General features: G+C 70.5%; 21 protein-coding genes and 2 pseudogenes. 12 read left to right on the top strand and 11 right to left on the bottom strand.

Annotation, left to right across the window (positions count from 1 at the left end; all coding sequences use genetic code 11):
• The first annotated feature begins 40 nt into the window (after positions 1-40).
• Together BLW76_RS08065 and BLW76_RS08070 are read left to right on the top strand one after the other, a co-directional pair.
• Positions 41-1426 (top strand): 3'-5' exonuclease, encoded by a 1386-nt coding sequence (locus tag BLW76_RS08065; protein ID WP_091305203.1) that lies wholly within the window; start codon positions 41-43, stop codon positions 1424-1426.
• 78 nt (positions 1427-1504) lie between these two features.
• On the top strand, positions 1505-1840 hold the full coding sequence (locus BLW76_RS08070; protein ID WP_091305204.1) for a DUF3024 domain-containing protein: 336 nt from the start codon (positions 1505-1507) through the stop codon (positions 1838-1840).
• On the opposite strand, the gene BLW76_RS08075 is transcribed toward BLW76_RS08070, so the two are convergent.
• Positions 1837-2154 (bottom strand): nucleotide pyrophosphohydrolase, encoded by a 318-nt coding sequence (locus tag BLW76_RS08075; RefSeq protein ID WP_091305205.1) that lies wholly within the window; start codon positions 2152-2154, stop codon positions 1837-1839. The two genes, BLW76_RS08070 and BLW76_RS08075, sit on opposite strands and share 4 nt — an antisense overlap.
• 134 nt (positions 2155-2288) lie before the next feature.
• On the opposite strand from BLW76_RS08075, the gene BLW76_RS08080 reads away from it, so the two are divergent.
• The 3 genes from BLW76_RS08080 (at position 2289) to BLW76_RS08090 (ending at position 6287) form a co-directional block, all read left to right on the top strand.
• Entirely contained in the window at positions 2289-3209 is a 921-nt protein-coding gene (locus tag BLW76_RS08080; protein WP_091305855.1) for a nitrate- and nitrite sensing domain-containing protein, read from the top strand.
• A gap of 88 nt (positions 3210-3297) precedes the next feature.
• Positions 3298-4614: a hypothetical protein gene (locus tag BLW76_RS08085; RefSeq protein ID WP_341866470.1), complete on the top strand. Its 1317-nt coding sequence runs from the start codon at positions 3298-3300 to the stop codon at positions 4612-4614.
• 164 nt (positions 4615-4778) lie between these two features.
• Positions 4779-6287, top strand: a complete 1509-nt coding sequence (locus tag BLW76_RS08090) for a hypothetical protein (protein WP_091305207.1) — start codon at positions 4779-4781, stop codon at positions 6285-6287.
• A 3-nt stretch (positions 6288-6290) separates the two neighbouring features.
• On the opposite strand, the gene BLW76_RS48320 is transcribed toward BLW76_RS08090, so the two are convergent.
• The 3 genes from BLW76_RS48320 to BLW76_RS08100 all read right to left on the bottom strand — a co-directional run bounded on the left by BLW76_RS48320 (position 6291) and on the right by BLW76_RS08100 (position 8333).
• On the bottom strand, positions 6291-6446 hold the full coding sequence (locus BLW76_RS48320) for a hypothetical protein (protein WP_167384507.1): 156 nt from the start codon (positions 6444-6446) through the stop codon (positions 6291-6293).
• Between the two features lie 219 nt (positions 6447-6665).
• Positions 6666-7598 carry a type I pantothenate kinase gene (gene coaA, locus BLW76_RS08095; protein WP_004558577.1) on the bottom strand — a complete coding sequence of 311 codons (933 nt, stop codon included), beginning with the start codon at positions 7596-7598 and terminating at the stop codon, positions 6666-6668.
• 114 nt (positions 7599-7712) lie between these two features.
• Positions 7713-8333 carry a macro domain-containing protein gene (locus tag BLW76_RS08100; protein ID WP_091305208.1) on the bottom strand — a complete coding sequence of 207 codons (621 nt, stop codon included), beginning with the start codon at positions 8331-8333 and terminating at the stop codon, positions 7713-7715.
• 98 nt (positions 8334-8431) lie between these two features.
• On the opposite strand from BLW76_RS08100, the gene pheA reads away from it, so the two are divergent.
• The 3 genes from pheA to BLW76_RS08115 all read left to right on the top strand — a co-directional run bounded on the left by pheA (position 8432) and on the right by BLW76_RS08115 (position 10711).
• Positions 8432-9340 (top strand): prephenate dehydratase, encoded by a 909-nt coding sequence (gene pheA, locus BLW76_RS08105; protein WP_091305209.1) that lies wholly within the window; start codon positions 8432-8434, stop codon positions 9338-9340.
• Positions 9337-9954 carry a histidine phosphatase family protein gene (locus BLW76_RS08110; protein WP_091305210.1) on the top strand — a complete coding sequence of 206 codons (618 nt, stop codon included), beginning with the start codon at positions 9337-9339 and terminating at the stop codon, positions 9952-9954. The genes pheA and BLW76_RS08110 overlap by 4 nt, the downstream gene beginning before the upstream one ends.
• A 118-nt stretch (positions 9955-10072) precedes the next feature.
• Positions 10073-10711, top strand: a complete 639-nt coding sequence (locus BLW76_RS08115) for a DUF4232 domain-containing protein (protein ID WP_091305211.1) — start codon at positions 10073-10075, stop codon at positions 10709-10711.
• Here BLW76_RS08115 and BLW76_RS08120 read toward each other — a convergent pair.
• From BLW76_RS08120 to BLW76_RS08135, 4 genes are all read right to left on the bottom strand, one after another.
• Positions 10708-11184: a hypothetical protein gene (locus BLW76_RS08120; RefSeq protein ID WP_091305212.1), complete on the bottom strand. Its 477-nt coding sequence runs from the start codon at positions 11182-11184 to the stop codon at positions 10708-10710. The two genes, BLW76_RS08115 and BLW76_RS08120, sit on opposite strands and share 4 nt — an antisense overlap.
• A gap of 39 nt (positions 11185-11223) precedes the next feature.
• On the bottom strand, positions 11224-12489 hold the full coding sequence (locus BLW76_RS08125; protein WP_091305213.1) for an MFS transporter: 1266 nt from the start codon (positions 12487-12489) through the stop codon (positions 11224-11226).
• Between the two features lie 170 nt (positions 12490-12659).
• Complete coding sequence (locus tag BLW76_RS08130; protein ID WP_091305214.1) at positions 12660-13010, bottom strand: metallopeptidase family protein; 351 nt, start codon at positions 13008-13010, stop codon at positions 12660-12662.
• Complete coding sequence (locus BLW76_RS08135; RefSeq protein WP_091305215.1) at positions 13010-14038, bottom strand: septum formation family protein; 1029 nt, start codon at positions 14036-14038, stop codon at positions 13010-13012. The genes BLW76_RS08130 and BLW76_RS08135 overlap by 1 nt, the downstream gene beginning before the upstream one ends.
• A gap of 94 nt (positions 14039-14132) precedes the next feature.
• On the opposite strand from BLW76_RS08135, the gene BLW76_RS08140 reads away from it, so the two are divergent.
• From BLW76_RS08140 to BLW76_RS08155, 4 genes are read left to right on the top strand one after another with little or no spacing between them, the layout of a single operon-like run.
• Positions 14133-14732, top strand: a complete 600-nt coding sequence (locus BLW76_RS08140) for a hypothetical protein (RefSeq protein ID WP_244170085.1) — start codon at positions 14133-14135, stop codon at positions 14730-14732.
• Positions 14733-15899 (top strand): glutathionylspermidine synthase family protein, encoded by a 1167-nt coding sequence (locus tag BLW76_RS08145; protein WP_091305216.1) that lies wholly within the window; start codon positions 14733-14735, stop codon positions 15897-15899.
• 37 nt (positions 15900-15936) lie between these two features.
• Positions 15937-16389, top strand: a complete 453-nt coding sequence (locus BLW76_RS08150) for a DUF350 domain-containing protein (RefSeq protein WP_091305217.1) — start codon at positions 15937-15939, stop codon at positions 16387-16389.
• Between the two features lie 22 nt (positions 16390-16411).
• On the top strand, positions 16412-17317 hold the full coding sequence (locus BLW76_RS08155; RefSeq protein ID WP_091305218.1) for a haloalkane dehalogenase: 906 nt from the start codon (positions 16412-16414) through the stop codon (positions 17315-17317).
• 83 nt (positions 17318-17400) lie between these two features.
• Here the strand turns inward: BLW76_RS08155 and BLW76_RS49480 are convergent.
• From BLW76_RS49480 to BLW76_RS50665, 3 genes and pseudogenes are all read right to left on the bottom strand, one after another.
• A pseudogene (locus BLW76_RS49480) lies at positions 17401-17601 on the bottom strand (HNH endonuclease signature motif containing protein); the annotation flags it as partial.
• 109 nt (positions 17602-17710) lie between these two features.
• Positions 17711-19168, bottom strand: coding sequence for a group II intron reverse transcriptase/maturase (gene ltrA / locus BLW76_RS08160; RefSeq protein WP_167384508.1), 1458 nt, complete (start codon positions 19166-19168; stop codon positions 17711-17713).
• Positions 19169-19755: 587 nt separating this feature from the next.
• Positions 19756-20716 (bottom strand): annotated as a pseudogene (locus BLW76_RS50665) (HNH endonuclease signature motif containing protein); the annotation flags it as partial.
• Between the last annotated feature and the right edge of the window lie 197 nt (positions 20717-20913).

The following is a 20913-nucleotide window of genomic DNA, read 5'->3' on the forward strand; positions in this document are numbered from 1 at the left end:
AAAGGTGTCACAACGGCCGGGCGGGAAACGACCTGCGGACGTGATCGAATCCCTCCCGCTGCTCGGCGCCGGCGGCCACTCCGCCCACGGCCTCGAGTTCACCGCACTGGAAATCCGGACCACCGGCCTGCGGCCGGGGCACGTCGTGGAGCTCGCCGCGGTGCGGGTGCACGCCGGCGGGTCGGTCGCCGCCGAGCTGTCGACGCTGGTGGATCCCGGGCCCGGGGTGCCGCCCGGCCCGGCGCTCGTGCACGGCATCACGCGCGGCGAACTCGACGGCGCGCCGTCCTTCGGCGCCGTGCTGGGTTCGCTGCTGAACTTCTGCCGCGGCAGTGTCGTCGTGGCCCACGACCTGCCGTTCGTCGCCGCGTTCCTGAACCACGAGTCCGCGCGGCTGGGCACCGGGATGCCGGTGCTGCCGGGCGTCGGAACCCTCGAAGCCGCGCGGACCGCCGTCCCGCTGCCCAACTACCGGCTCGCCACCGTGGCGCACGCCCTCGGGGTGCCGGCGCGGCCCGGGCGGTCGGCCCTGTCGGGCGCGCGCACGGTCGCGCAGCTGGTCGTCGCCCTCTTCGGGCGGCACGGCGTCACCTTCGCGACCCCTCCGGCCCTGCCGGCGGTGCCGCGGTTCGCCGCCGGTCCGCTGCACCCCCGCGAAGAGCCGGAGCCGGCCGAGCCGGGCTGGATGGCGGAGGCGGCCGAACGCGTGGTGACCGGCCCGGGCGGCGACGCCTACCTGGATCTGCTCGCGGAAGTCGTGGCCGACCAGCACCTCGCGCCCGGCGAGGTGGCGGCGCTGGCCGCGCTGGCTGCCGAAGCCGGGTGGCCGGCGGACCGGGTGCGGGCGACGCACCAGCGGTTCGTGACCGCGCTGCGGGAGATCGCGGAACGGGACGGCGTGGTGACCGCGGCGGAGGCGCGCGAGCTGCGGCAGGTGGCGACGGCGCTCGGCGTCGCCGACGCCGGTGACCTGCGGCCTGCCGCGGGCGGGAAGCCGACCCGGGTGCTGGTGCTGGGCACGACGGTGGCGGCGGACCGGTTGCGGGCCCGGGTCCTCGCCGAGGGTGTCCAGCTGGCCAAGAAGCTCACGGCCAGCGTCACCCATCTCGTGGCCGACTCGTCCGTGCCCGCGACCGAGCCGCGGCTGACGCGGGCCGCCGAGCTGGGTGCCGTCGTGCTCGACGCCGGTGCCGCTCCGGTGGCCCTCGGGTTCGAGCCGCCGCCCGCGCGGCCGGCAGTCCGGCCCGCCACCGCGCCGAGGCTCGTCGGCGGGCGGATCCTGATGGGGATCGGGTTGCTGCTGATGGTCTTCGTCGTCCTCGCGATGTTCGGGGGGACGCCGGTGGCCGCCGGGCTCTTCTTCGCCGTGTTCGGGGTCGGGGCGCTGCTCGGTGGTTGGTGGCTCGCCGAGCCCGCGCCGCGCTAGCCGGCCGTTCGAACGGGTCCACGACCGGCTCGCTCGCCCACCTGCGCGCCGGCTGGGGCGGTCCGGTTCACTGGGCCCATGGCAATTCCGGAGCTCGCGCTGCGGCAGATCGAACGGTGGTGCGCGCAGCGCGTGCCCGAGCACCTCCAGGACCGGATCCGGGTCGAGTGCCGGACGCGGGGGCGCGCGGTCACCATCGTCGAACGCCGGGCGCCGTGGTCGCCGCAGGTCGGGCCTGACTGGAGCGAACAGAAGATCGCGCAGTTGCGGCTCGACGAGTTCGGGATCTGGACCGTGTGGTGGGCCGACCGGAACGGGCGGTGGCTGAGCTACCCGGACGCGCCCGTCGCCAGCACGCCGCCCGCCCTGCTCGACGAGATCGACCGGAATCCCGGCGGGGTGTTCTGGGGCTAGGCAGGCGGCGGGAAGCGGACCTCGTTGCGGTCGATCTTCGCGTGGGCCGCCGCGGGCAGGTCGACGCCGAGGCGGTCCGCCAGCTGCAGCAGGTACAGCGTGACGTCCGCGATCTCGTCCAGCACCTTCGCCTCGAGCGCCGGATCCTCGCGCCAGGCGTCGGACTCCTCCGGGGTCAGCCACTGGAACAGCGAGGTCAGCTCGCCGACCTCGCCGGAAAGGGCCATCACGAGGTTCTTCGGGGTGTGGTACGGCTCCCAGGCTCGGGCCGCCGCGAAGCCGCGCAGCCGCTGGGTCACGTCGTCGAAAGTCACGGGCGTGATTCTGCCCGTCGTCACCCTGCGCTAACGGCCGTATGGCGGATTGGCGTTGACCGGTAAATCTCTCACTCAATAGGTTGAACTTCGTCGGGATGCTTGCGGGGACCAAGGCCGGGGAAGGGAACGTCTTGAAGTACCTGCGATCCGTCCGCGGCCGCATGCTGGGCATCGCGTTCATCCCCGGCGGCGCGCTCGTCGCCGTGGCTGTCGTGATCGCGATTCTCCTGATCCACCAAGCGGTTCGGACCCGGGACATGGCCGTGGAGACGGCCGCGGCCGCCGACCGGACGGCCCGCTCCGTGGTGGCGCTGCAGGCCGAGCGCAACGCGGCGATGGCCGCGCCCGAACAGCGAAGCGCCGCGTACGCGACGTACACCCAGCGGATCGAGTCCGCGATCGCCGGGCTGCGCGACTACGCCCGCTACGCGCCGGACGCCGAGTCCGCCTACCAGCAGACGACCGCCGCCGAGCTGCTTTCCGTCGCCGAAGGCATGGATCGCTCCGATTCCCTCGCCCTGGCCGGGCTCGACGACGTGACGCGGGGGTCGTTCACCTCCGCCGTCGCCTCCTACCGGGCCGATCTCGCCCGGGTCGTCCCGCAGCTCACCGAGAGTGGCCGGATGGCGTACGAAACGCTTACGCGTAGCGCCGAATGGAGCAGGCTGGCCGCCGCCGAGAACGCGTTCACCGCGGCCGAACCGCTGCCGCTGCCGCTGCCCACCTGGCGCAACGCCGCCTACACCGTTTCCGCGCAGCTGGGCGCGTTGTACACGCAGCAGAACCAGTACGCCGTGCAGCTGACGCTCGACGACGGCCGCCGCACCCTCGCCGGCGCCCTCGCGGCGGGCACCGCGCTCCTGCTGTTCGCCGGGCTGCTGATGGTGGTCGTGCGGCGGCTGGTGGCCCGGGTGCCGGTGCCGGTCGTCCCGATCATGGTGCCGACCGTCCGGGCCGCGATCCCGCGGCCCCGCCACGTACGGTCACCACGGCCGCGGCTCCCGGAACCCTGGCCACTGAAAGCCGTGCTCGACGACTTGCGGCGTCGATGAGGCGCTCACCCAAAGTCACTGATTACTCCGAAAAGAGCACTGGGTTGGCCCACACTCGTGTCCGCGGCCGTCGGGCAGACTGGTGCGCGTGAGTCCCCCCTCGGATCTTCGCCCCTACCTGCGCACTTTGGACGCGGAGACGCTGGCGGACCTGCTGCACGCCCAAGCCGAGCGCGATCCCGAGCTCCGGCACACGCTGGAGTTGCGCGCCGCCACCCAATCCGGTGACGTCAGCGAGGCGCACCGGCTGCTGGACACCGCGGTCACCGACGGGAACGTCGAGTACACCGCGAAGATCGGCGCGGTCCTCGACACGCTGCAGCGGATGCTCGACGCCGGCAGCCGCGCCGACCTGGCCCCGCTGGCCCGGCGCACGGTCGACGACATCAGCGAGGTGCTGGAGCAGTCCGGCGACCACGCCGGCGACCTGGCCGACCGGCTCGACCGGGCCGTCGAGCTGTACGCGCGCGCCTGCGCCGCCCGGCCGCCGGACCCGGAGAAGCTGGCCGACTGGATCCTCGAGGTCGAGTTCGACGGCCCCGGCCGCCCGGTGATCGACCTCGCCGAGTTCGCGACGGCGCTGGGCGAGCCCGGCCTCCGGCGGATCAAGTCCACTGTGGACGACATCCTCGCGGCGAACGGGCCCGGCCACCGCCGTGACGTGGCCGAACGGCTGCGGGAGCAGCTGGCCGAGGTGCTCGGCGACGTCGACGAGCTGGTGGCGATCCTGTCGGCCAAGCCGCCGCGGGTGGATGTCAGCCTCAAGATCGTCCGGGTGCTGCGGGCCGCCGGGCGGCACAGCGAGGCCATCGCGCACGCCGCCCGCGCGCTGACCCACGACAAGCAGCCACCACCCGAAGACGAGACTTCACGGCGACGCAAGGAGTTCGACGCCGAGCCGGGACGGGAGACGTACGCCGCGCTGCGCGAGGCCGCGACGAAGGACGGCAAGTGGACGGTCCAGCGCCGGGAGGCCCTGGCGAGCCTGCGCGAACGGGCCGCCGAAGGGATCGAGCGGGCCGACGAGCTCGTCCGCGTCCTGCTCGACGACGGCCGTCCCGACGAAGCCTGGCGGGCCTGTGTCCGGTTCGGCGCGTCCGCGGAACTCAAGCTGGAACTGGCCGAACAGCGGGCGGCAGAGCACCCGGCCGAGACGATCCCCGTCTTCCGCGAGCACGTCGACGAACTCATCGAACGCAAGGACCCGGCGGCCTACCAGGAAGCCGCCCGGCGGCTGAAGCTGTTGCGCACCTTGCACAAGCGCGCCGAGACGCCCGACGAATTCACCGCTTACCTGGCCGTGCTGGTGGAAAACCACCGGCGGAAAACCCGGCTGATCACGGAAATCCGGGCCGCCAGAATCGCCATGCCGAAGCCCGTAACCTCGCCGCGCACCTCTCGTTGACCCGGGAGAACCGGTGATTCACGTGCACCGGGACATCGTGAGCGCGCCAGGCGTCGCGGTGGCCCAGTTCCGTCGCCCAGGCTCGGCGCCTCCCCGTCGAGCACCGGCGGGACCCGCGCCAGGGCCACCGCGACCCGCTCGCGGTGAAGTGAAACCATGAGGCCATGAGCCCGGTCAGTCGCGCCCGCAAGAGGCAGCCGCAGCCCGTCACGCACAGCGTGACCGGCCTGTTCAAGGACGTCCTGAACGACTTCTCGGCGCTGGGCGCCGACCCCGCGCCGGTCGACGTCGAACTGCTCGCCTCCGAGGTGCTCGGCCAGTTCCGCGACCTGCCCGTCGAGGCGGGCGAGGAGCCGCTCGGCCTGGAGCTCATCGGCTTCGCCCAGCGCAAGATCACGCCGGGTGCCGCCGCGCTGCTGGCCGCGCTGAAGGTCGTCGCCGAGACCGACGTCGAGCGCAAGGCCGCCGACGCCGGGCTGCAGGTCGTCCTCGGCCGCGGCATCCCCGAGCCCGCCTTCGCCGCCGGGCTGGGCCAGGTCACCGCCGGCGAGTGCCGGCGCACCGGTGACGTCTACGGCGACGAGTCGTCCCTGCTCTGCGTCTTCTCCCACGGCGACCAGGCGTACGGCCTGCTGGCGCTGCTCGACTTCACCGAGGGCGGCCGGGTGCGCGACCTCGTCGTGATCGACCAGCCCGCCGACGTCCTCGCGGAGATGCGGGAGCAGTCCGACGCCGACCCGGAGCTGGTCCTCTTCGAGGCCGTCGACCCCGCCGAAGCCCACCGCCTGATCGCGGACGGCCTCACCGCCACCGACCACCTCGACGAGGCCGACGTCAGCGAGGACTACGCCCGCTTCCATGCGGTCGCGCTCACCTGGTGCCGCGCGCTGCCGGAGCCCGCGCTCGTGCCCGAGGTGGCCGAGTGGTCCGACGCCGAACGCGCCGCCGTCGTCGAGCAGTTCGTCGCGGCGAGCGGGGAGGACGCCGACGCCGCCCGCGCGATCGGCGGCCTGCTGCTGGAGCACGGCCTGCGCACCGACCCGGGCAACCCGCTGCGTGTCGGGCCGGAGAAGATCGCGCGGTTCCTCGAGGGCCTGCTGGGCGAGGAGTACGAGCTGGACGCCGACCACGAGGACGCCGTCGAGCCGGTCGTGCTGGCCTGGGTGCAGTGGACGGGGGAGCGGGCGCACCTGACCGAGACCGCGATCGCCGCGCTCGACGAGGCCGTCCAGGACTACCTGAGCGAGTACGCCGACGAGGACGACTCCCCGCTGGAGCGCTACTTCGCCGACACGAGCGAACTGTCGCCGACCGAGCTGGCCGACGCGCTGGAGCGCCGGATGTTCGCCGTGCCGACGCTGACCACGGAGATCGACGAGGAAGAGGTCGACCTCGACCCGACCGACGCCGACCAGCGCCGGGCGCTCGTCATCGCCGAGGCCGACGAGGACGAGGACGAGCAGCGGCTGATCCTGCGCGCGACCATCGTCGACCAGCTGTGGGACAACGAGCCCGCCGAGGTCTGGCAGGCCGCCGAGAAGCTGCAGGAGGGCGAGCTCGACCGCGACGAGATCTTCGAGCAGCTGATCGACGCGCTGGAAAACAGCCTGCTGGAAGGCGAAAACCTCGAGTACGACGCCGACGCCTACGTCGAGGCGCTCGCCGAGCTCTGAGCGCTACGGGAGGGGGCCTGCCGGTTCGGCGGGCTTCGCCTTGCTGCGTCGCTCCTGGAGCCGGTCGTCGAAGTCGACGACGAACGTTCCGGCGGCCATCGCGATCAGCAAGGCCAGACCGAGCACCGCACCGACCCACGTGAGGATCATCGTGAACATCGTGGGCCTCCTCCCCAGCTCAGAGCCGTTTTCCTGACTCCTTCAGGGTCGCTTTCACAGCCCACGCCCGGTATCGGCCAACCGGTTACGGCTGAACGGCCCGCCTCGGCCGATCGGCCGGATTCCGGCGCGGAGAGTCGCGGGACGGCAACGTGAAGTGGCCGCGCATTCGCTCAGCGTGCGAATGCGACGCATGTGGGTGACGGCGTGCGTGACGGGTCAGAGCTTGCGCAGCCGCACCCGGTTGATGGTGTGGTCGCAGTCCTTGCGGAGCACCAGCGTCGCGCGCGGCCGGGTCGGCTTGATGTTCTCCATCAGGTTCGGCTCGTTGATCGAGTGCCACAGGTGGCGCGCCTCGGCGCGGGCCTCGTCGTCGGGCAGGCCGGCGAAGTGGTGGAAGTGCGACGCCGGGTCCGCGAACGCCGTGTGCCGCAGCTCCAGGAACCGCTCGATGTACCAGCGCTGGATGTCGTCGGTGTGCGCGTCGACGTAGATCGAGAAGTCGAACAGGTCGGACACCATCAGCCGCGGCCCCGGCTGCAGCACGTTCAAGCCCTCGACGATGAGGATGTCCGGCTGCTGCACCACCTGCTCCTGGCCGGGCAGGATGTCGTAGGCCAGGTGCGAGTACACCGGCGCGGCGACGCGCTCGGCGCCCGACTTGACCTCCGTGACGAACCGCAGCAGCGCGCGACGGTCGTAGCTCTCCGGGAAGCCCTTGCGGTGCATGATCCCGCGCCGCATCAGCTCGGCGCGCGGGTACAGGAAGCCGTCGGTGGTGACCAGGTCGACGCGGGGGTGGTCCGGCCAGCGGGCGAGCAGCGTGCGCAGGATGCGGGCGGTGGTCGACTTGCCGACCGCCACGCTCCCGGCGATGCCGATCACGAACGGGACCTTCGTGCCGCGGGAGTCGTCACCGAGGAACGTCGTCGTCGCTTCGTAGAGCCGCTGGCGCGCGGCCACCTGCAGGTTGATCAGGCGGGACAGCGGCAGGTAGACGTCGGCCACCTCGGCCAGGTCGACCTGCTCGCCCAGGCCGCGCAGCCGCAGCAGCTCGGCCGCCGTCAGCGGCAGCGGCGTCGAACTCCGCAGTTCTTTCCATTGTTCCCGGTGCAGCTCGACATACGGGCTGAGTTCGCGGACCCGGGTCATCGCACACTCCTCCGGCCGTCGCCTGCACTGGCGGACGTTCACCTGCCTGCTCAACGGTAGGGCTTGGGGCCGGTTAAAGCGCTGTGATGTAGTCCACCCTCGACCAGGGCTTGATCACCGAACGTCACGATTGCCGAAGACTTCGTCCCACGCGGCGGCCACCTGCCGGGCACAGGTCGCGGGGGCGACGCCGCCGACGCCGGTGCCGAGCCCCGGCATCGCGATCGTGTCGACGAACTCCCGCACCGGGCCGTGGTCGAGCCGGCCGTCGCGCCAGGTCAGGAACACCGCGCGGGCGGCGAGGTACGGGTGGACGGTGTCGGCGGGCAGCCGTTCGCCGGGTTCGCGCATGGTCGGCGCGCTGATCAGCCAGGCCGGCTGGACCTCGCCGGTCGGCACCACCACGGCGTCGCCGATCGGCAGCTCCCCGCCGTGGAAGGCCAGGACAGCGCTGCGGACGCTCTGCTCCACGCCCGGGAACGCCCGCGCGTACACGGCGTCGATCCCGCCGCGCATCCAGCCGAAGGAGTTGGCCGGGCTGACCACTGCCTGGGCGACGACGTCGAGCACCGAGCCGCGGTGCACCCGGACCCGGCCGGCCAGCTTCTCCGCGGCGGCGGTCCAGGCGTGGGCGAGTGGTTCATCGACGGCGCACAGCACCAGCTCCGGCGCGCGAGGGGCGACCGGCGGCTTGGCGCCCTCACGTCCGGTGTGCGTGCCCGATTCGGCGGTCACGCCCTCAGCATCGCAAAAAATGCCACCCGGCGTAACCGGTTCCCGTACCGGCTGTCCGAGTGAATGTCGCCACGGCCGGGCCCCGTAGCCTGGTTCCTGTGTCACGGATCGCATACTTCGGCCCCCGGGGGACCTTCACCGAACAGGCCGCGCGGCTGCTCGCCGCCGGCGAAGAGCTGGTTCCGGTCGAGACCGTCCGGCTGGCGATGACGGCCGTCCGCGAGGGCGAGGCGGACGCGGCGTGCGTCCCCATCGAGAACTCGGTCGAGGGCGTGGTGCCCGCCACGCTCGACGCGCTCAGCGAGGCGAGCCCGCTGGTCGCCGTCGCGGAGACCATCCTGCCCATCCACTTCAGCGTGCTGACCCGGCCCGGGACCGCCCAGATCCGGACCGTCGCCAGCCACCCGCACGCGCTGGCCCAGGTCCGGGAGTGGCTCGAGGCGAACCTGCCGGGGGTGCACACGGTGGCGTCGTCGTCGACGTCCGCCGCCGCGGTCGGCGTGCTGGAGGGCGACTTCGACGCGGCGGTCTGCGCGCCGGTCGCGAACGAGCACTACCACCTCGAGGTACTGGCCACCGAGGTCGCCGACGTCACCGACGCGGCGACGCGGTTCCTGCTGGTCCGCCGTCCGGGCGAGCTGCCGGAGCCGACGGGGGCCGACCGGACGTCCGTGGTCGCCGCGGCCGCGAACCGCACCGGCACCCTCGCCGAGCTGCTCACCGAGCTGGCCGGCCGCGGTATCAACCTGACCCGGCTCGACGCCCGGCCGACGCGCAGCAACTTCGGCGAGTACCGCTTCTTCATCGACTTCGAGGGGCACGTGGCCGAGCCGCGGGTCCTCGACGCGCTGACGGCGTTGCGCCGGCACTGCCGCACCCTGCGGTTCCTGGGCTCGCACCCGCGTGCCGACGGCACCCGCAACACGATCGAGGCCGGCTTCGGCAACGACGACTTCGTCGAAGCGGCCGTGTGGGCCGACGCGGTCCGCAAGGGGGACATGGCGTGAGGCTGCTGCTCATCCGCCACGGGCAGACCGAGGGGAACGTCCGCGGCGCGCTCGACACCGCCCTGCCCGGCCCGCCGCTGACCGACCTCGGCCGCCGGCAGGCGGACGCGCTCGCGGCGCGGCTGGCGGAGGAGCCGCTGGTCGCCGTGTACGCGTCCCAGGCCACGCGCGCCCAGCAGACGGCGGCGCCGCTGGCCGCGCGGTTCTCCCTGGACGTGCAGGTCGTCGACGGGGTGCACGAGGTCGGCGCGGGTGACCTGGAGGGGGCGACCGACCACGCGTCGATCCGGACGTACATGGACACGGTCCGCCGCTGGACGCTCGGCGAGCTGGCCCCGGCCATGCCCGGCGGCGAGAGCGGCACGAACGTGCGCACCCGGATGCTGGACGCGGTCGGCAGGCTGCGCGCCAAGCACGAGCAGGCCGACCCGGACGGAGTGATCGCCCTGGTCAGCCACGGTGGCGCGATCCGGCTGACCGGGGAGTGGCTGGCGCCGAACGTCCACGCGGACGTCGCCAACGCGGCGCTGATCCCGAACACCGGCCTGGTCGAGCTGGTGGCCCGGACGGACGGCCAGTGGCACTGCCTCACCTGGGTGGACACGCCGATCTGAAGGTCTCTAAAGTGTGATCCTGTCACGTTTAGAACACGTTCGGTGGGGAATTTACGAAAGCAGCCAACCCGCCCGCGGCCCGGTACGTCTACGCCAGTAGCACCACACCAGGGAGGCGATTGACATGAAGCTTTCACGGTTGTTCCCGGTCGTCGCGGCTTCGGCGGGCGTCCTCGTGCTCTCCGCCTGCGGCGGTGGCGGCACCACGAACGCGGCGAGCAGCTCGACGCCGTCGAACTCGGCGTCGCCCACCGCCACCACCACGGTCACCACGGCCACGCCGAGCCCCACCTCGACCCCCGCCGCGCCACCGGCCGCCCAGCCCGCCGACAACGGGCTCTGCAAGGCCGGGGACGTCAAGCTCGCGCTCGGCCAGGGCGACGCGGGCGCCGGCTCGGTCTACCGGCCGCTGCTCATCACGAACTCCAGCGGGAAGCCCTGCACCATCCAGGGTTTCCCCGGCGTGTCCTATGTGGCCGGTGCGGACGGGCACCAGGTCGGCAAGGACGCCTTCCGCGAAGGCACCAAGGGCAACGCCGTCAAGCTGAACCCGGGCCAGACCGCGGCCGCCGACATCCAGTTCGTCAACGTGCGGAACTTCGACCCGGCCACCTGCCAGCCGACGCCGGTCAAGGGCCTGCGCATCTACCTGCCGCAGGAGACCGCGTCGAACTTCGTGCCGAGCGACGGCACGGGCTGCGCCGGCACGAAGATCCCCGGCAACCAGCTCGCGGTGAAGACGGTCCACCCCGCCTAGATGCGGCCGCAGATCTCCCTGGCTTCGGTGAGGTGCCGCTGCCCGGAGATGTCGCTGAAGTGCAGGCTCAGCACCATCCGGCTGACGCCGTCGATGTGGTCGGCCAGCGGCTGGTAGTTCGCGTTGATCTGCGCGGCGGCCGCGGACAGCTCGCGCGCCGCCACCATCCGGTGCAGCCGCTCCGGGCTGAGGCCGGGCGTCAGCGCGGGGTGCGCTTCGCGGCTCGTGTCGGGCAGCTCGCCCACGCGGTCGAGCGCCTGGCACGCCGCGACGGCGTCGTCGAGCGCGCCGGCGTGCACCCCGGACAGTCCCCACAGGAGCCCGAGCACGCTGCCACCCAGCACGAACCCGGCCACCCCGCACAGCACGAGCAACCGCCGCGACGGCGGCGGCGATGGAGACTCCGACTCGGGCGAAGGCGCGTCGAAGTCGGGATCGGCGTCGGTGCCGGTCCCCGGGTCCACGGTGCGCATGACTGCCTCCTCACCACCTGGGTGAGGAGCTATTTCAGCTCACATTCCGGGATCGTGGTGCGTCAGCGCCGCGGCTGAGTCCGATTTGTCACCGAGGGAGAACCGCCGCAGCGCGCCGAACGCGAACGCGGCGACCACCAGCATCGCCACGCCGGACACCGCGAACGTCCGCGCAGCCGAGCCGAGCCGCTCGGTCAGCACCCCGCCCAGCAGCGCACCCGGCGGGATCGCGCCCCAGACGACCGTGCGCCAGACCCCGAGCACCCGGCCGAGCAGCTCGCCGGGCACGAGCGTGTGCCGGGCCGTCGCGAGCACGACGTTCACCGCCACCACCGCGGCCGCGAACAGGCCGAACAGCGCCGCGCCCGCGACCGGCGAGCGCACCAGGCCCATCCCGCCGAAGCCGAGGCCGCAGCAGACGATCCCGCCGACGACGACCGGGAGCCTGCCGGTCGCCCGCACCAGCCGCGGGGCGAGGCCCGCGCCGGCCAGTCCGCCGATCCCGCCGACGAACGCGAAGAACCCGAAGGTCGCGTCGGACAGGTGGAGGTCTTCGAGCGCGTACAGCACCAGCTGCGCCTGGGCGAGCTCGCTGACCAGGCTGAGCAGCCCGGCGACGACGACCAGCCGCAGCAGCAGCGGGTGCCCGCGCAGCCAGCGCAGGCCGTCGGCGAGCTCGGTGCGCAGTTTCGCCGGCTCGACCGGCGTCTCGGCTTTCGCGCGGTAGGTGCCCGCGAGGCCGAGCAGCACCGCGGCCGCGATCGCGAAGCCCGCGGAGTTGAGGATGAACGGGAAGGCGGCGAAGAGCGCGAAGGTCAAGCTGCCGACCGGGCCGCCGAGGAACGTCTGGCCGACGATCTCGCAGGCCTGCAGCTTGCTGTTGGCGGCGTCGAGCGAGCCGTTGCCGACGACCGCCGGGATCAGCGCGTTCGCCGCGCTGTCCGCGATCGTCTCGGCCGTCCCGATGATCAGGGCGGTCAGGTAGACCAGCCAGATCGTCATGCCGCCGGTGGCGACCAGCACGGCCAGTGCGCCGACGGCGGCGGCGCGGACGGTGTTCGCGACGATCATCGCGCGCCGCCGGTCGATCCGGTCGACCAGCGCGCCGGCGACCGCGGCGAACAGCAGCCAGGGCAGGAACTGGGTGGCGGAGAGCCCGGCGATGAGCACCGGGTCGCGGGTCAGCGTCGTGGCCAGCAGGGGCAGGGCCACCTTGCCGATGCCGTCCCCCAGGTGGGATGCCGCGCTCGACGTCAGCAGCCACCCGAGTCTTCGGCCGCCGCCGTCGTTCCGGGCTTCGTTCACTGTGCCTCCCCGCACGAATCGAAGTCACCCAACGACTTGCGTAGAGGATAACGGCGGTGATGGCAGCGCGTGGTCACGGTGTCACTACTGGTGAAAACTGTGACAGTTTCCGGTGGTAGGTGCGGAAATCGGTGGAAAGCCGGGTCGTGGCGGGCGAAATCCGCGCCCGGTCAGCCCCAGCCGAGCTCGTGCAGCCGGGCGTCGTCGATGCCGAAGTGGTGGCCCAGCTCGTGCACGACGGTGATCAGGACCTCCTCGACGACCTCGTCCTCGTCCTCGCACATGGCCAGGATCGGCTGCCGGTAGATCGAGATCCGGTCCGGCAGCACCCCGCCGTACGACGACGTCCGCTCGGTCAGCGCGACGCCGTGGTAGAGCCCGAGGATGTCCGGCGCCTCGTCGTTGAACTCCTCGACGAGCACGACGACGTTGTCCATCGCGCGCGCGAACTCGGGCGGCACCTCGTCGAGGGCTTCGGAGACGAGCTCTTCGAACCGCTCCCGGCTCATCTCGACCGGCATCAGCCGCCCTGCTTCGCCGTCGTCGGGGCCGGGCCCGAGGTGGCCGGGCCACCACCGCCGTCCGACGGCGGGCCGCCGTCCTGGGGCTGGCCGCCGTCCGGGCCGGCCGGGGCGACCTTGATGCTGCCGGTCACGGCCTGCAGGCCGCTCTTGTCGGGCAGCAGGGAGGCCACCTTGCAGTTGACCTTGGTCGAGCCGGCGTCCCAGCTCTCCTGCTCCCGCAGGTCCCAGGTCAGGATCAGCTTCTTCGCGTCGAGGTCGGCGCCGCCGGTGTAGTCGGCCACCGCCTTGTTGCACTCGGTGTCGAGCCAGGTCTTCTGGTCGTCCTGCGAGGGGTAGGCGTCCTTGAACTTCGACTTGAGGTCCAGGGTGGCGACGATCTCGTACGAGTGCGGCTGCGTGCAGTCGATCGGGTCGCCGACGCCCTTGCCGAGCAGCGCCAGGCAGGTGCCCGGCTCGAAGACCAGCGACTGGTCCTGCTCCTTCGCCGGCCCGGTCGTCGGCAGCAGCTTGCCGCCGGCGCCCGCCCACTGCAGGCCGCACCGCAGCTGGCGGTCGCCGTCCTCCCACTGCGACGGCGTCGGGCGGAGCAGGTTCGTCGTGAGCTTGCCATACGGGTCGAGGTTGTGCCCGAGGTACGGCTTCACGTCCGAGGTGCACTTCTGCTGCGCGATCTGCTGCCACTGGTCCAGCGACGGGACGGGCGCGCCCTCCGGATACTGGGGGCCGATGTCCACCAGCGCCGTCACCTCGAACAGGTGCGGCTGGGTGCAGGCCACCTTGCGCGCGTCGCTCGCGTCCGGGTTGTCCCAGGTCAGGCAGCTGCCCGGCGGGGAGTGGAAGGCCTCCTGGGCCGCCGCGGACAGCTTGCCCGCGCCGCCGCCGGACCCGCCGGTGACGCCGTCGCTCCACGAGAAGACGACGCTGAGCGCGAGCGCGATGAGCGCGCCCGCGAAGATCCCGCCCATCACGACGCGCGTGCGCAGCGTCTGCGTGGCGGTGGGGAACCGATCGGCGCTGGGAGACATCGCAGTCCATGATGCCCGCGCCGCGCATGACGTGCGCGGTCCGGGTGGTTAGGGTGGTCACGGTTTCGCGGTGGCCGGTGATTACGGAGCGCACATGACGCAGGACAACAATACTGGGGACCAGCCGCCCCCCGAGCCGCCGAAGCGCGGCTCGATGAGGTTCCAGGACTCGAACACCCAGCCTCGTCAGCCTTCGCTGGCCGAGCAGCGGGCCCGGCAGCAGGCGCTGGCCCAGGAGGAGCGCAACGAGGAGCTGGCCCGCCAAGCCGACGCCAAGGCGGCGACGCGGCGCAAGATCCTGATCGGCAGCGGCGTCACGGTCGGGCTCGTCGGCCTGGTCGCGACGTACTACACGGTCGCGAAGACCGAGAACGTCACGGCCGTCTGCACGGACAAGGACGGCGTCGTCGTCCAGAACGACGACTACTGCGACGACAACTACGTCACCAGCCACGGCGGCTACCACAGCGGTGGCTTCCTGTTCCTGCCGATCCCGGGCGGCGGCTACAACAGCTACCGCTACAACTACGGCGGCACGGGCGTGGTCGGCCAGCGGGTGACCGGTGGCTCGTACGACGCGCCGTCGTCGCGCGCCAACGTCACGACGAAGAGCGGCAAGTCCGTCCAGCGCGGCGGGTTCGGCATCAGCGGCAAGAGCGGCAGCGGCGGCAGCGGCAAGAGCGGGGGATCGTAGGTGTACCGGGACCGGCGTGAGCCGCGGCGCGACTGGCAGCGGATCGTCGAAGAGCAGGGGCTCGTCTACGGCACGCCGGCCCGCGACAGCAGCGGCCGGGTGCGGCCGTACTGGGACGAGTCCGTGCACTACGTCTTCGACATGGACGAGGTCCTCTCCCTGGAGGCCGACGTCGAGCTGCTGCACTCGATGTGCCTGGAGGCCGTCGACAACGTCGTGACGACCGAGGGCTACCAGCGGTTCGGCATCCCCGAGTGGGTCTGGCCGCACATCGCCGAGTCGTGGAAGCGGCAGGACCCGCACGTCTACGGCCGGTTCGACCTGCGCTACGACGGCAAGTCGCCGGCCAAGCTGCTCGAGTACAACGCGGACACGCCGACGACGCTGCTGGAGGCGTCGCTGCTGCAGTGGCACTGGAAGACCGACGTCTTCCCGGACGACGACCAGTGGAACTCGATCCACGAGAAGCTCGTCGAGCGATGGACACAGCTCCAGGACAAGCTGCCGTCCAACGAGCTGCACTTCACCTGGTCGGCGGCCGATCCGTCCGGTGAGGACAACGTCACGACGGCGTACCTGCAGGAGACCGCGGCCGAGGCCGGCCTCGACACGGTGGGCCTGGCGATCGAGGAGATCGGCTGGGACCCGGTGCTCAAGCGGTTCGTCGACCTCGAAGAGGCGCAGATGGCGACCGTGCTGAAGCTGTACCCGTGGGAGTGGGTGGTCGACGAGGAGTTCGGCCGCCACGCCGTCGAGTCGCTGCCGCGGACGCTGTGGATCGAGCCGCTCTGGAAGATGATCCTCTCCAACAAGACGCTGCTGGCGATCCTGTGGGAGAACTACCCGGGCCACCCGAACCTGCTGCCGGCGTTCGCCGACGACCCCGGCATCCTCACCGAGTACGTCCGCAAGCCGAAGCTGGGCCGCGAGGGCGCGAACGTCCAGATCGTGGCGACCGGCTACGAGACCCAGACCGACGGCGTGTACGGCGCCGAAGGCTTCGTCTACCAGGCCTTCGACCCCCTGCCCGAGTTCGACGGCTACCGGCCGGCCCTCGGCGCGTGGATCGTCGGCGACAGCTCCGCCGGGCTGGGCATCCGCGAAACCGGCGGCCTGGTCACCGACGACGGTGCGGCGTTCGTCCCACACCGCATCGTCGAGTCGTGATAAAACACCCCATCGCTGACCTTTCAGGAGAAAACTCGTGACCTCGACGCTTGCGCTGTCCGACACGTTCGGCTCCGACCTCGTGCGGGGGATCGGCGCGATCCTGCTGTACGGCGTCGTCGGCCTGCTGCTGATGTTCGCCGGCTTCTACGCGATCGACTGGACCACGCCCGGCAAGCTGTCGAAGCTGGTGACGCAGGGCCTGCCGAACGCCGTGATCGTGACGGCGTCCGGGATGCTCTCGATGGCGTTCATCGTGGTCGTGGCGATCTTCAACTCGGCGAGCGACCTGACGGAAGGCCTGATCACGTCCCTGGTCTACGGCCTGCTCGGGATCGTCGTCCAGGTGATCGCGGTCCGGCTCCTGGAGTGGGCAACCCGCATCGACGTGGCATCGACGATCGAGAGCGAGAAGTTCGCCCCGGTGAGCATCGTCGTCGCGGCGGCGCACCTCGGTCTCGGCCTCGTGGTGGCGGTGGGCATCTCCTGAGGTTCGCCACTAGCTTGGGTGTGTGCGCCTACTGAGGACACCGGACGACCGGTTCACGGACCTGCCCGACTTTTCGTACTTGCCTCGCTACGTCGAGCTGCCGGATCCCCACGGCGGCCGGATCAGAGTGGGGTACGTCGAGGCAGGTCCGGCGGACGGCCCGGTGGTGTTGCTGCTGCACGGCGAGCCGAGCTGGTCGTTCCTGTACCGCAAGATGCTGCCGGTGCTGGCAGACGCGGGGCTCCGGGCGATCGCGCCGGACCTCGTGGGGTTCGGGCGGTCCGACAAGCCGGGTGACCTGGTGGATCATTCGTACGCCCGGCACGTGGAGTGGATGCGCGGGTTCGCGTTCGACGCGCTCGATTTGCGGGACGTGACGCTGGTCGGCCAGGACTGGGGCGGGCTGATCGGGCTGCGGATGGTGGCTTCGTCGCCGTCCCGGTTTGCGCGGGTGGTGGCCTCGAACACGGGGCTGCCGACGGGCGACGTCGACATGCCGGCGGCGTGGCACGCATTTCGCTCGGCCGTGGAGAAGGCACCGGTCCTCGACGTGGGACGGTTCGTGCAGTCGGGGTGCCGGACACCGCTGTCCTCCGAGGTCCGGGCGGCGTACGACGCACCGTTCCCGAACGAGACGTACAAGGCGGGACCGCGCGCAATGCCCGGTCTGGTGCCCTACCGCCCGGACGACCCGGCTTCGGAAGCGAACCGGGCGGCCTGGAAGACCCTGACGGAACTGGAGATCCCGTTCCTGGCAGCCTTTTCGGACGGCGACCCGATCACGGGCGGCATGGCCCCGATCCTGAAGCGCGCGATGCGCGGGGCACAGGGGCTGGAGCACCCGGTGATCGCGGGAGCAGGGCACTTCCTGCAGGAGGACAAGGGCGAGGAGCTGGCCGAGCACGTGGCGAGGTTCGTGCGCGGCTGACTGAGCAGCCCCGACTTCCTGGCCAAGACCTGTGCGCGTGGGTGTAGGCCCGTAGCCGTGTGGCTGCGGGCCTTTCCCGTGGTTCAGGCTGCGAATGGCAGGGGTTCGTGGAGGTTGTTGCGTCTCGGTTTTCGGCGCCGGTCGATGAACACCGGTGGCAGGAACTCCGGGAGGCCATCAGGGGCGATGCGGACTTCCCAACCCGAGCGGTGCAGCAGCCGGTGGTGGTGAGCGCACATCAGCACCAGGTTGTTCAAGTTTGTGGGGCCGCCGTCTGCCCAGTGAGAGTCGGCAGGGGGCGCGGTGTCCGGATTTCGCCGGGTCGTTTCCCCCTGCCGCTCTCCCGAACCCGGCGTACCCGTTTCCGAGTACCGGGCTCTCCACGAGTCGCCGTCAGGCAGGCGAGACGCCTGGTTTGTCCCATGGTGTCGGTATCCGGTGGCCCCGGTAGCGATAACGCTGAATGGTCATCGTGGCGGGTTGCCAGAGTGCGACACTGTTGTATTCCGGCCACCACCGGTTGTAGTAGCGGCGGATGATCCACCGTCTGCTGGTGCGGGGGTGTTTGTTCTTCAGCCATTCCCAGACCCGCCACCACAGGTAGTGCTGGAGATGGTGGTAGGCCTTGCTGGAGGAACTGTGCCGGAAGTACTGGGCCCATCCGCGGGTCATCGTCCCGAGTTGCCGGAACAGTCGGTCCGCGTCCTGATGGGTGATCCGCTTGGTCGCTGCCTTCACCTTCCGTTTGATGGAAGTCATCGACTTCTTCGACGGATAGGTGTAGATCAGTTTCCGGTCGCTTCCGTATTGAGTGTGCCGCTGGATGCGGAATCCCAGGAAGTCGAATCCCTCGTCGATGTGCACGATCTGTGTCTTTTCCGGGGCGAGCCGAAGCCCGATCCGGTCCAGGATCGCACCGATCTCATCCCATAGTTTCTCCGCGTGGTCTCGGGTTCCGTTGACCAGGACGACGAAGTCGTCGGCATAACGGGTCAGCCGGAATGTTGCGCCGCCGCGTTGGCGATGGCGCGCCCGGGTCCAGGAGTTCCTGTGGTTCTCCCAGATCTGGTGGAAATAGTCGTCCAGTTCGGAGAGAGTGATGTTGGCCAGCAGCGGCGACAGAATGCCGCCCTGAGGGGTTCCGGAATGGGTGTCCCGGTCGGCGCCGTCCTCGCTGAGGATTCCCGCGCGCAGGAACGCCTTGATCAGCTCCAGGATCCGCTTGTCCTTGATCCGTTTCCGCACCAGCCCGAGCAGGGCGGTGTGGTCGATCTCGTCGAAACAGGCGGCGATGTCGCCCTCGAAGACCCACTCATAGCCCTGCTGGGCATAGTGGCGGATCTCCTCGACGGCGTCCTGGGCCCGGCGTCTGGGCCGGAAACCATAACTGGAGTCCCGGAACCCGGTCTCGAAGATCGGTTCCAGGACCAGCTTCAGCGAGGCTTGAACGACCCGATCGGTCACGGTCGGTATCCCCAGCCGGCGCGTCTTCCCGCCGGTTCTGGGAATGTGCCGTTCCCGGACCGGGAGCGGACGGAACGCCCGAGCCTTCAGATCAGCCCGGATTTCCTCCAACAACCCGACAACACCCAGCTTCGATTCGGTGATCGAGCGGACAGTCCGCCGATCGACACCCGCGCTGCGTGCTCCGGTGTTCCCCGACACCCGTTCCCACGCCGTGACGAGGAATGCGGGGTCGGCCACGAGGTTATAGAGATCATCAAACCGGCGGCCGGGATCGGCCGCCGCCCAACGGTGCAGCTTCGTTTGCATTCCCAGTACCCGCTGCCCTGCGGTGAACGGCACCAACAGCAGATCACCGATGTTCACCGGTGAGGCTTCTTCTGGCATTACCTCAACTTCCCTGCTTCGTCTCGCTGCCGCCCTTCCCCATGTGGACGGCTTTCCCATCCTCGGAGTACTACGGCGACTCCGCCCCATCGCAAGCCTCTCGGCAGGCAATGCGCCTATCCGTCATCAAGCCACCGGCTGTGACCCGTTTATGGAAGGCTTGCGGTGGTTCCCATGTTCACGTGTTCCCGATCGACGAGTGAGGCACCCAGCTTTACCCCGGCAGTCCCTGTGAATACGCCACAGACTTTCTCCACAGGCTGCCCGAGAACAATTCCCGGGCGGACGCTACCCCTACCACTTGGTTCACGCGCACTGCACTACCGACCCATATCCGCCAGGTTCGAGTCGGCTCCACATAACGAGGCTTCAGACACTGATTCCTATTCGTATACCTTCTCGTCTCGCTCACCGAGCCCGCACCATCTGGCGATACTGGCACGACTCGACTTTGTCAGGGCCGCTTGCCACCTCAACCTGCCCATTCCCGCAGGTCAGGCTGCCCTCAGCTTCACCGAACCGCTGTGACGATCCAGCGTCGGAGGTCTTGCACCTCCGATCGGATAAACACGCGCCTCATGGCGCACGTGGCGAATGTGGTGACCTTGACAGTGCCTGGGTGGCCGATGACAGCCGGGGAAAGCGCAACCCCGATCCCGGAGGAAGAGGGCTCGGCGTAGTCCCGCGGAGATCAGGCGGCGGAGGCGGCCGAGGTTGAGCGGTTCGCTCTTCTCACCCAGAACGGCGGGGATGATCATGGCGTCGCAGGCGTGCACCCGCGCTTCGGCGGCCGTCATGGTGCCGGTGTCGCCGAGGGTGGCCTTGCCGACTCCGGACTTCAGATCGTCCAGGGAGACCGCGACCATCACGTGCGCTCGTTCACCGGCCTGCATGGGCAGGTTCGGGGAGTTGAGGGCGAGGTCGACGGCATCGGAGAAGGCGTCGCCGTAGCGCTGCGGGGTGGTGCGGAAGTCGGGGCCGTCGTCGCCGGTGCGGCGTTCGGCCAGCGCATCGAGCACTGCGCTGGCACGCGTACCGGTCTCGTCGTCGAACCGGCCACTCACCTCCCATATCCCGGTTCTTTTGCGGCGCAGGAACAACTCGCGGGTCGGAGTGACGGGTTCGGGGTCGTCTGGCTCGGCACCATCGGGAGCCAGATGGGCGAGAATGCGGGCACCGAGGGCGGCGACCTGCTTGTGGCCCGGCCTCCTCGGCGAAAGTCAGCAGGTTGGCCTCGGCGCTCAGCCGATGTTCGGGCGGAACCTGGATGAGGACATCGGTGATCACGTCGATCATCGTGTTGCTCAGCCGCCCCGCCCGGGCAGCAACGCCGGTCGCGGGCGCCAGGGCGGGGATCGGGCTGCCATCGAGGTTCCGCCCGGGATTCACCAAGCGAGCGCGTTTCACCATCCGCTCCGCTGCCGGCTTCGGCACATCACCGAGATGCTCCAGAAGCCTTGCCGCAGAACGATATCCGAAGGTCTCCATTATTCCGCGCTGCTCGATTTCCACCAGCAGGGCACCAAGTTCGGCTTCGGCAGACCGCATACACGCGAGCAGCTCACTGATGCGGTCGGCAAAAGCCGCCGCGTCGGGTGAGGAGGTCGCGTTGCTGGTCACACCTCCAAGTTACCGACCATCGAACACGAGTTCATCACTCGATCGGGCAAAAAATTAAACGGCCGACAACGAAACCGGCGGCCGGCAACGCAAGCCGGCCAACGAGGTCGGACCCGCAGCCTGCC

The organism is Amycolatopsis tolypomycina (assembly GCF_900105945.1).
Classification (GTDB): Bacteria; Actinomycetota; Actinomycetes; order Mycobacteriales; family Pseudonocardiaceae; genus Amycolatopsis; species Amycolatopsis tolypomycina.

Excerpts from the sequence above, each read along its gene's own strand:
- BLW76_RS48320 (WP_167384507.1), bottom strand. The coding sequence starts at position 6,446 with ATGTTCACGATGATCCTCACGTGGGTCGGTGCGGTGCTCGGTCTGGCC.
- coaA (WP_004558577.1), bottom strand. The coding sequence starts at position 7,598 with ATGACCCGGGTCCGCGAACTCAGCCCGTATGTCGAGCTGCACCGGGAA.
- BLW76_RS08070 (WP_091305204.1), top strand. The coding sequence starts at position 1,505 with ATGGCAATTCCGGAGCTCGCGCTGCGGCAGATCGAACGGTGGTGCGCG.
- ltrA (WP_167384508.1), bottom strand. The coding sequence starts at position 19,168 with ATGCCAGAAGAAGCCTCACCGGTGAACATCGGTGATCTGCTGTTGGTG.
- BLW76_RS08140 (WP_244170085.1), top strand. The coding sequence starts at position 14,133 with ATGACGCAGGACAACAATACTGGGGACCAGCCGCCCCCCGAGCCGCCG.
- BLW76_RS08135 (WP_091305215.1), bottom strand. The coding sequence starts at position 14,038 with ATGTCTCCCAGCGCCGATCGGTTCCCCACCGCCACGCAGACGCTGCGC.
- BLW76_RS08120 (WP_091305212.1), bottom strand. The coding sequence starts at position 11,184 with ATGCGCACCGTGGACCCGGGGACCGGCACCGACGCCGATCCCGACTTC.
- BLW76_RS08130 (WP_091305214.1), bottom strand. The coding sequence starts at position 13,010 with ATGCCGGTCGAGATGAGCCGGGAGCGGTTCGAAGAGCTCGTCTCCGAA.
- BLW76_RS08090 (WP_091305207.1), top strand. The coding sequence starts at position 4,779 with ATGAGCCCGGTCAGTCGCGCCCGCAAGAGGCAGCCGCAGCCCGTCACG.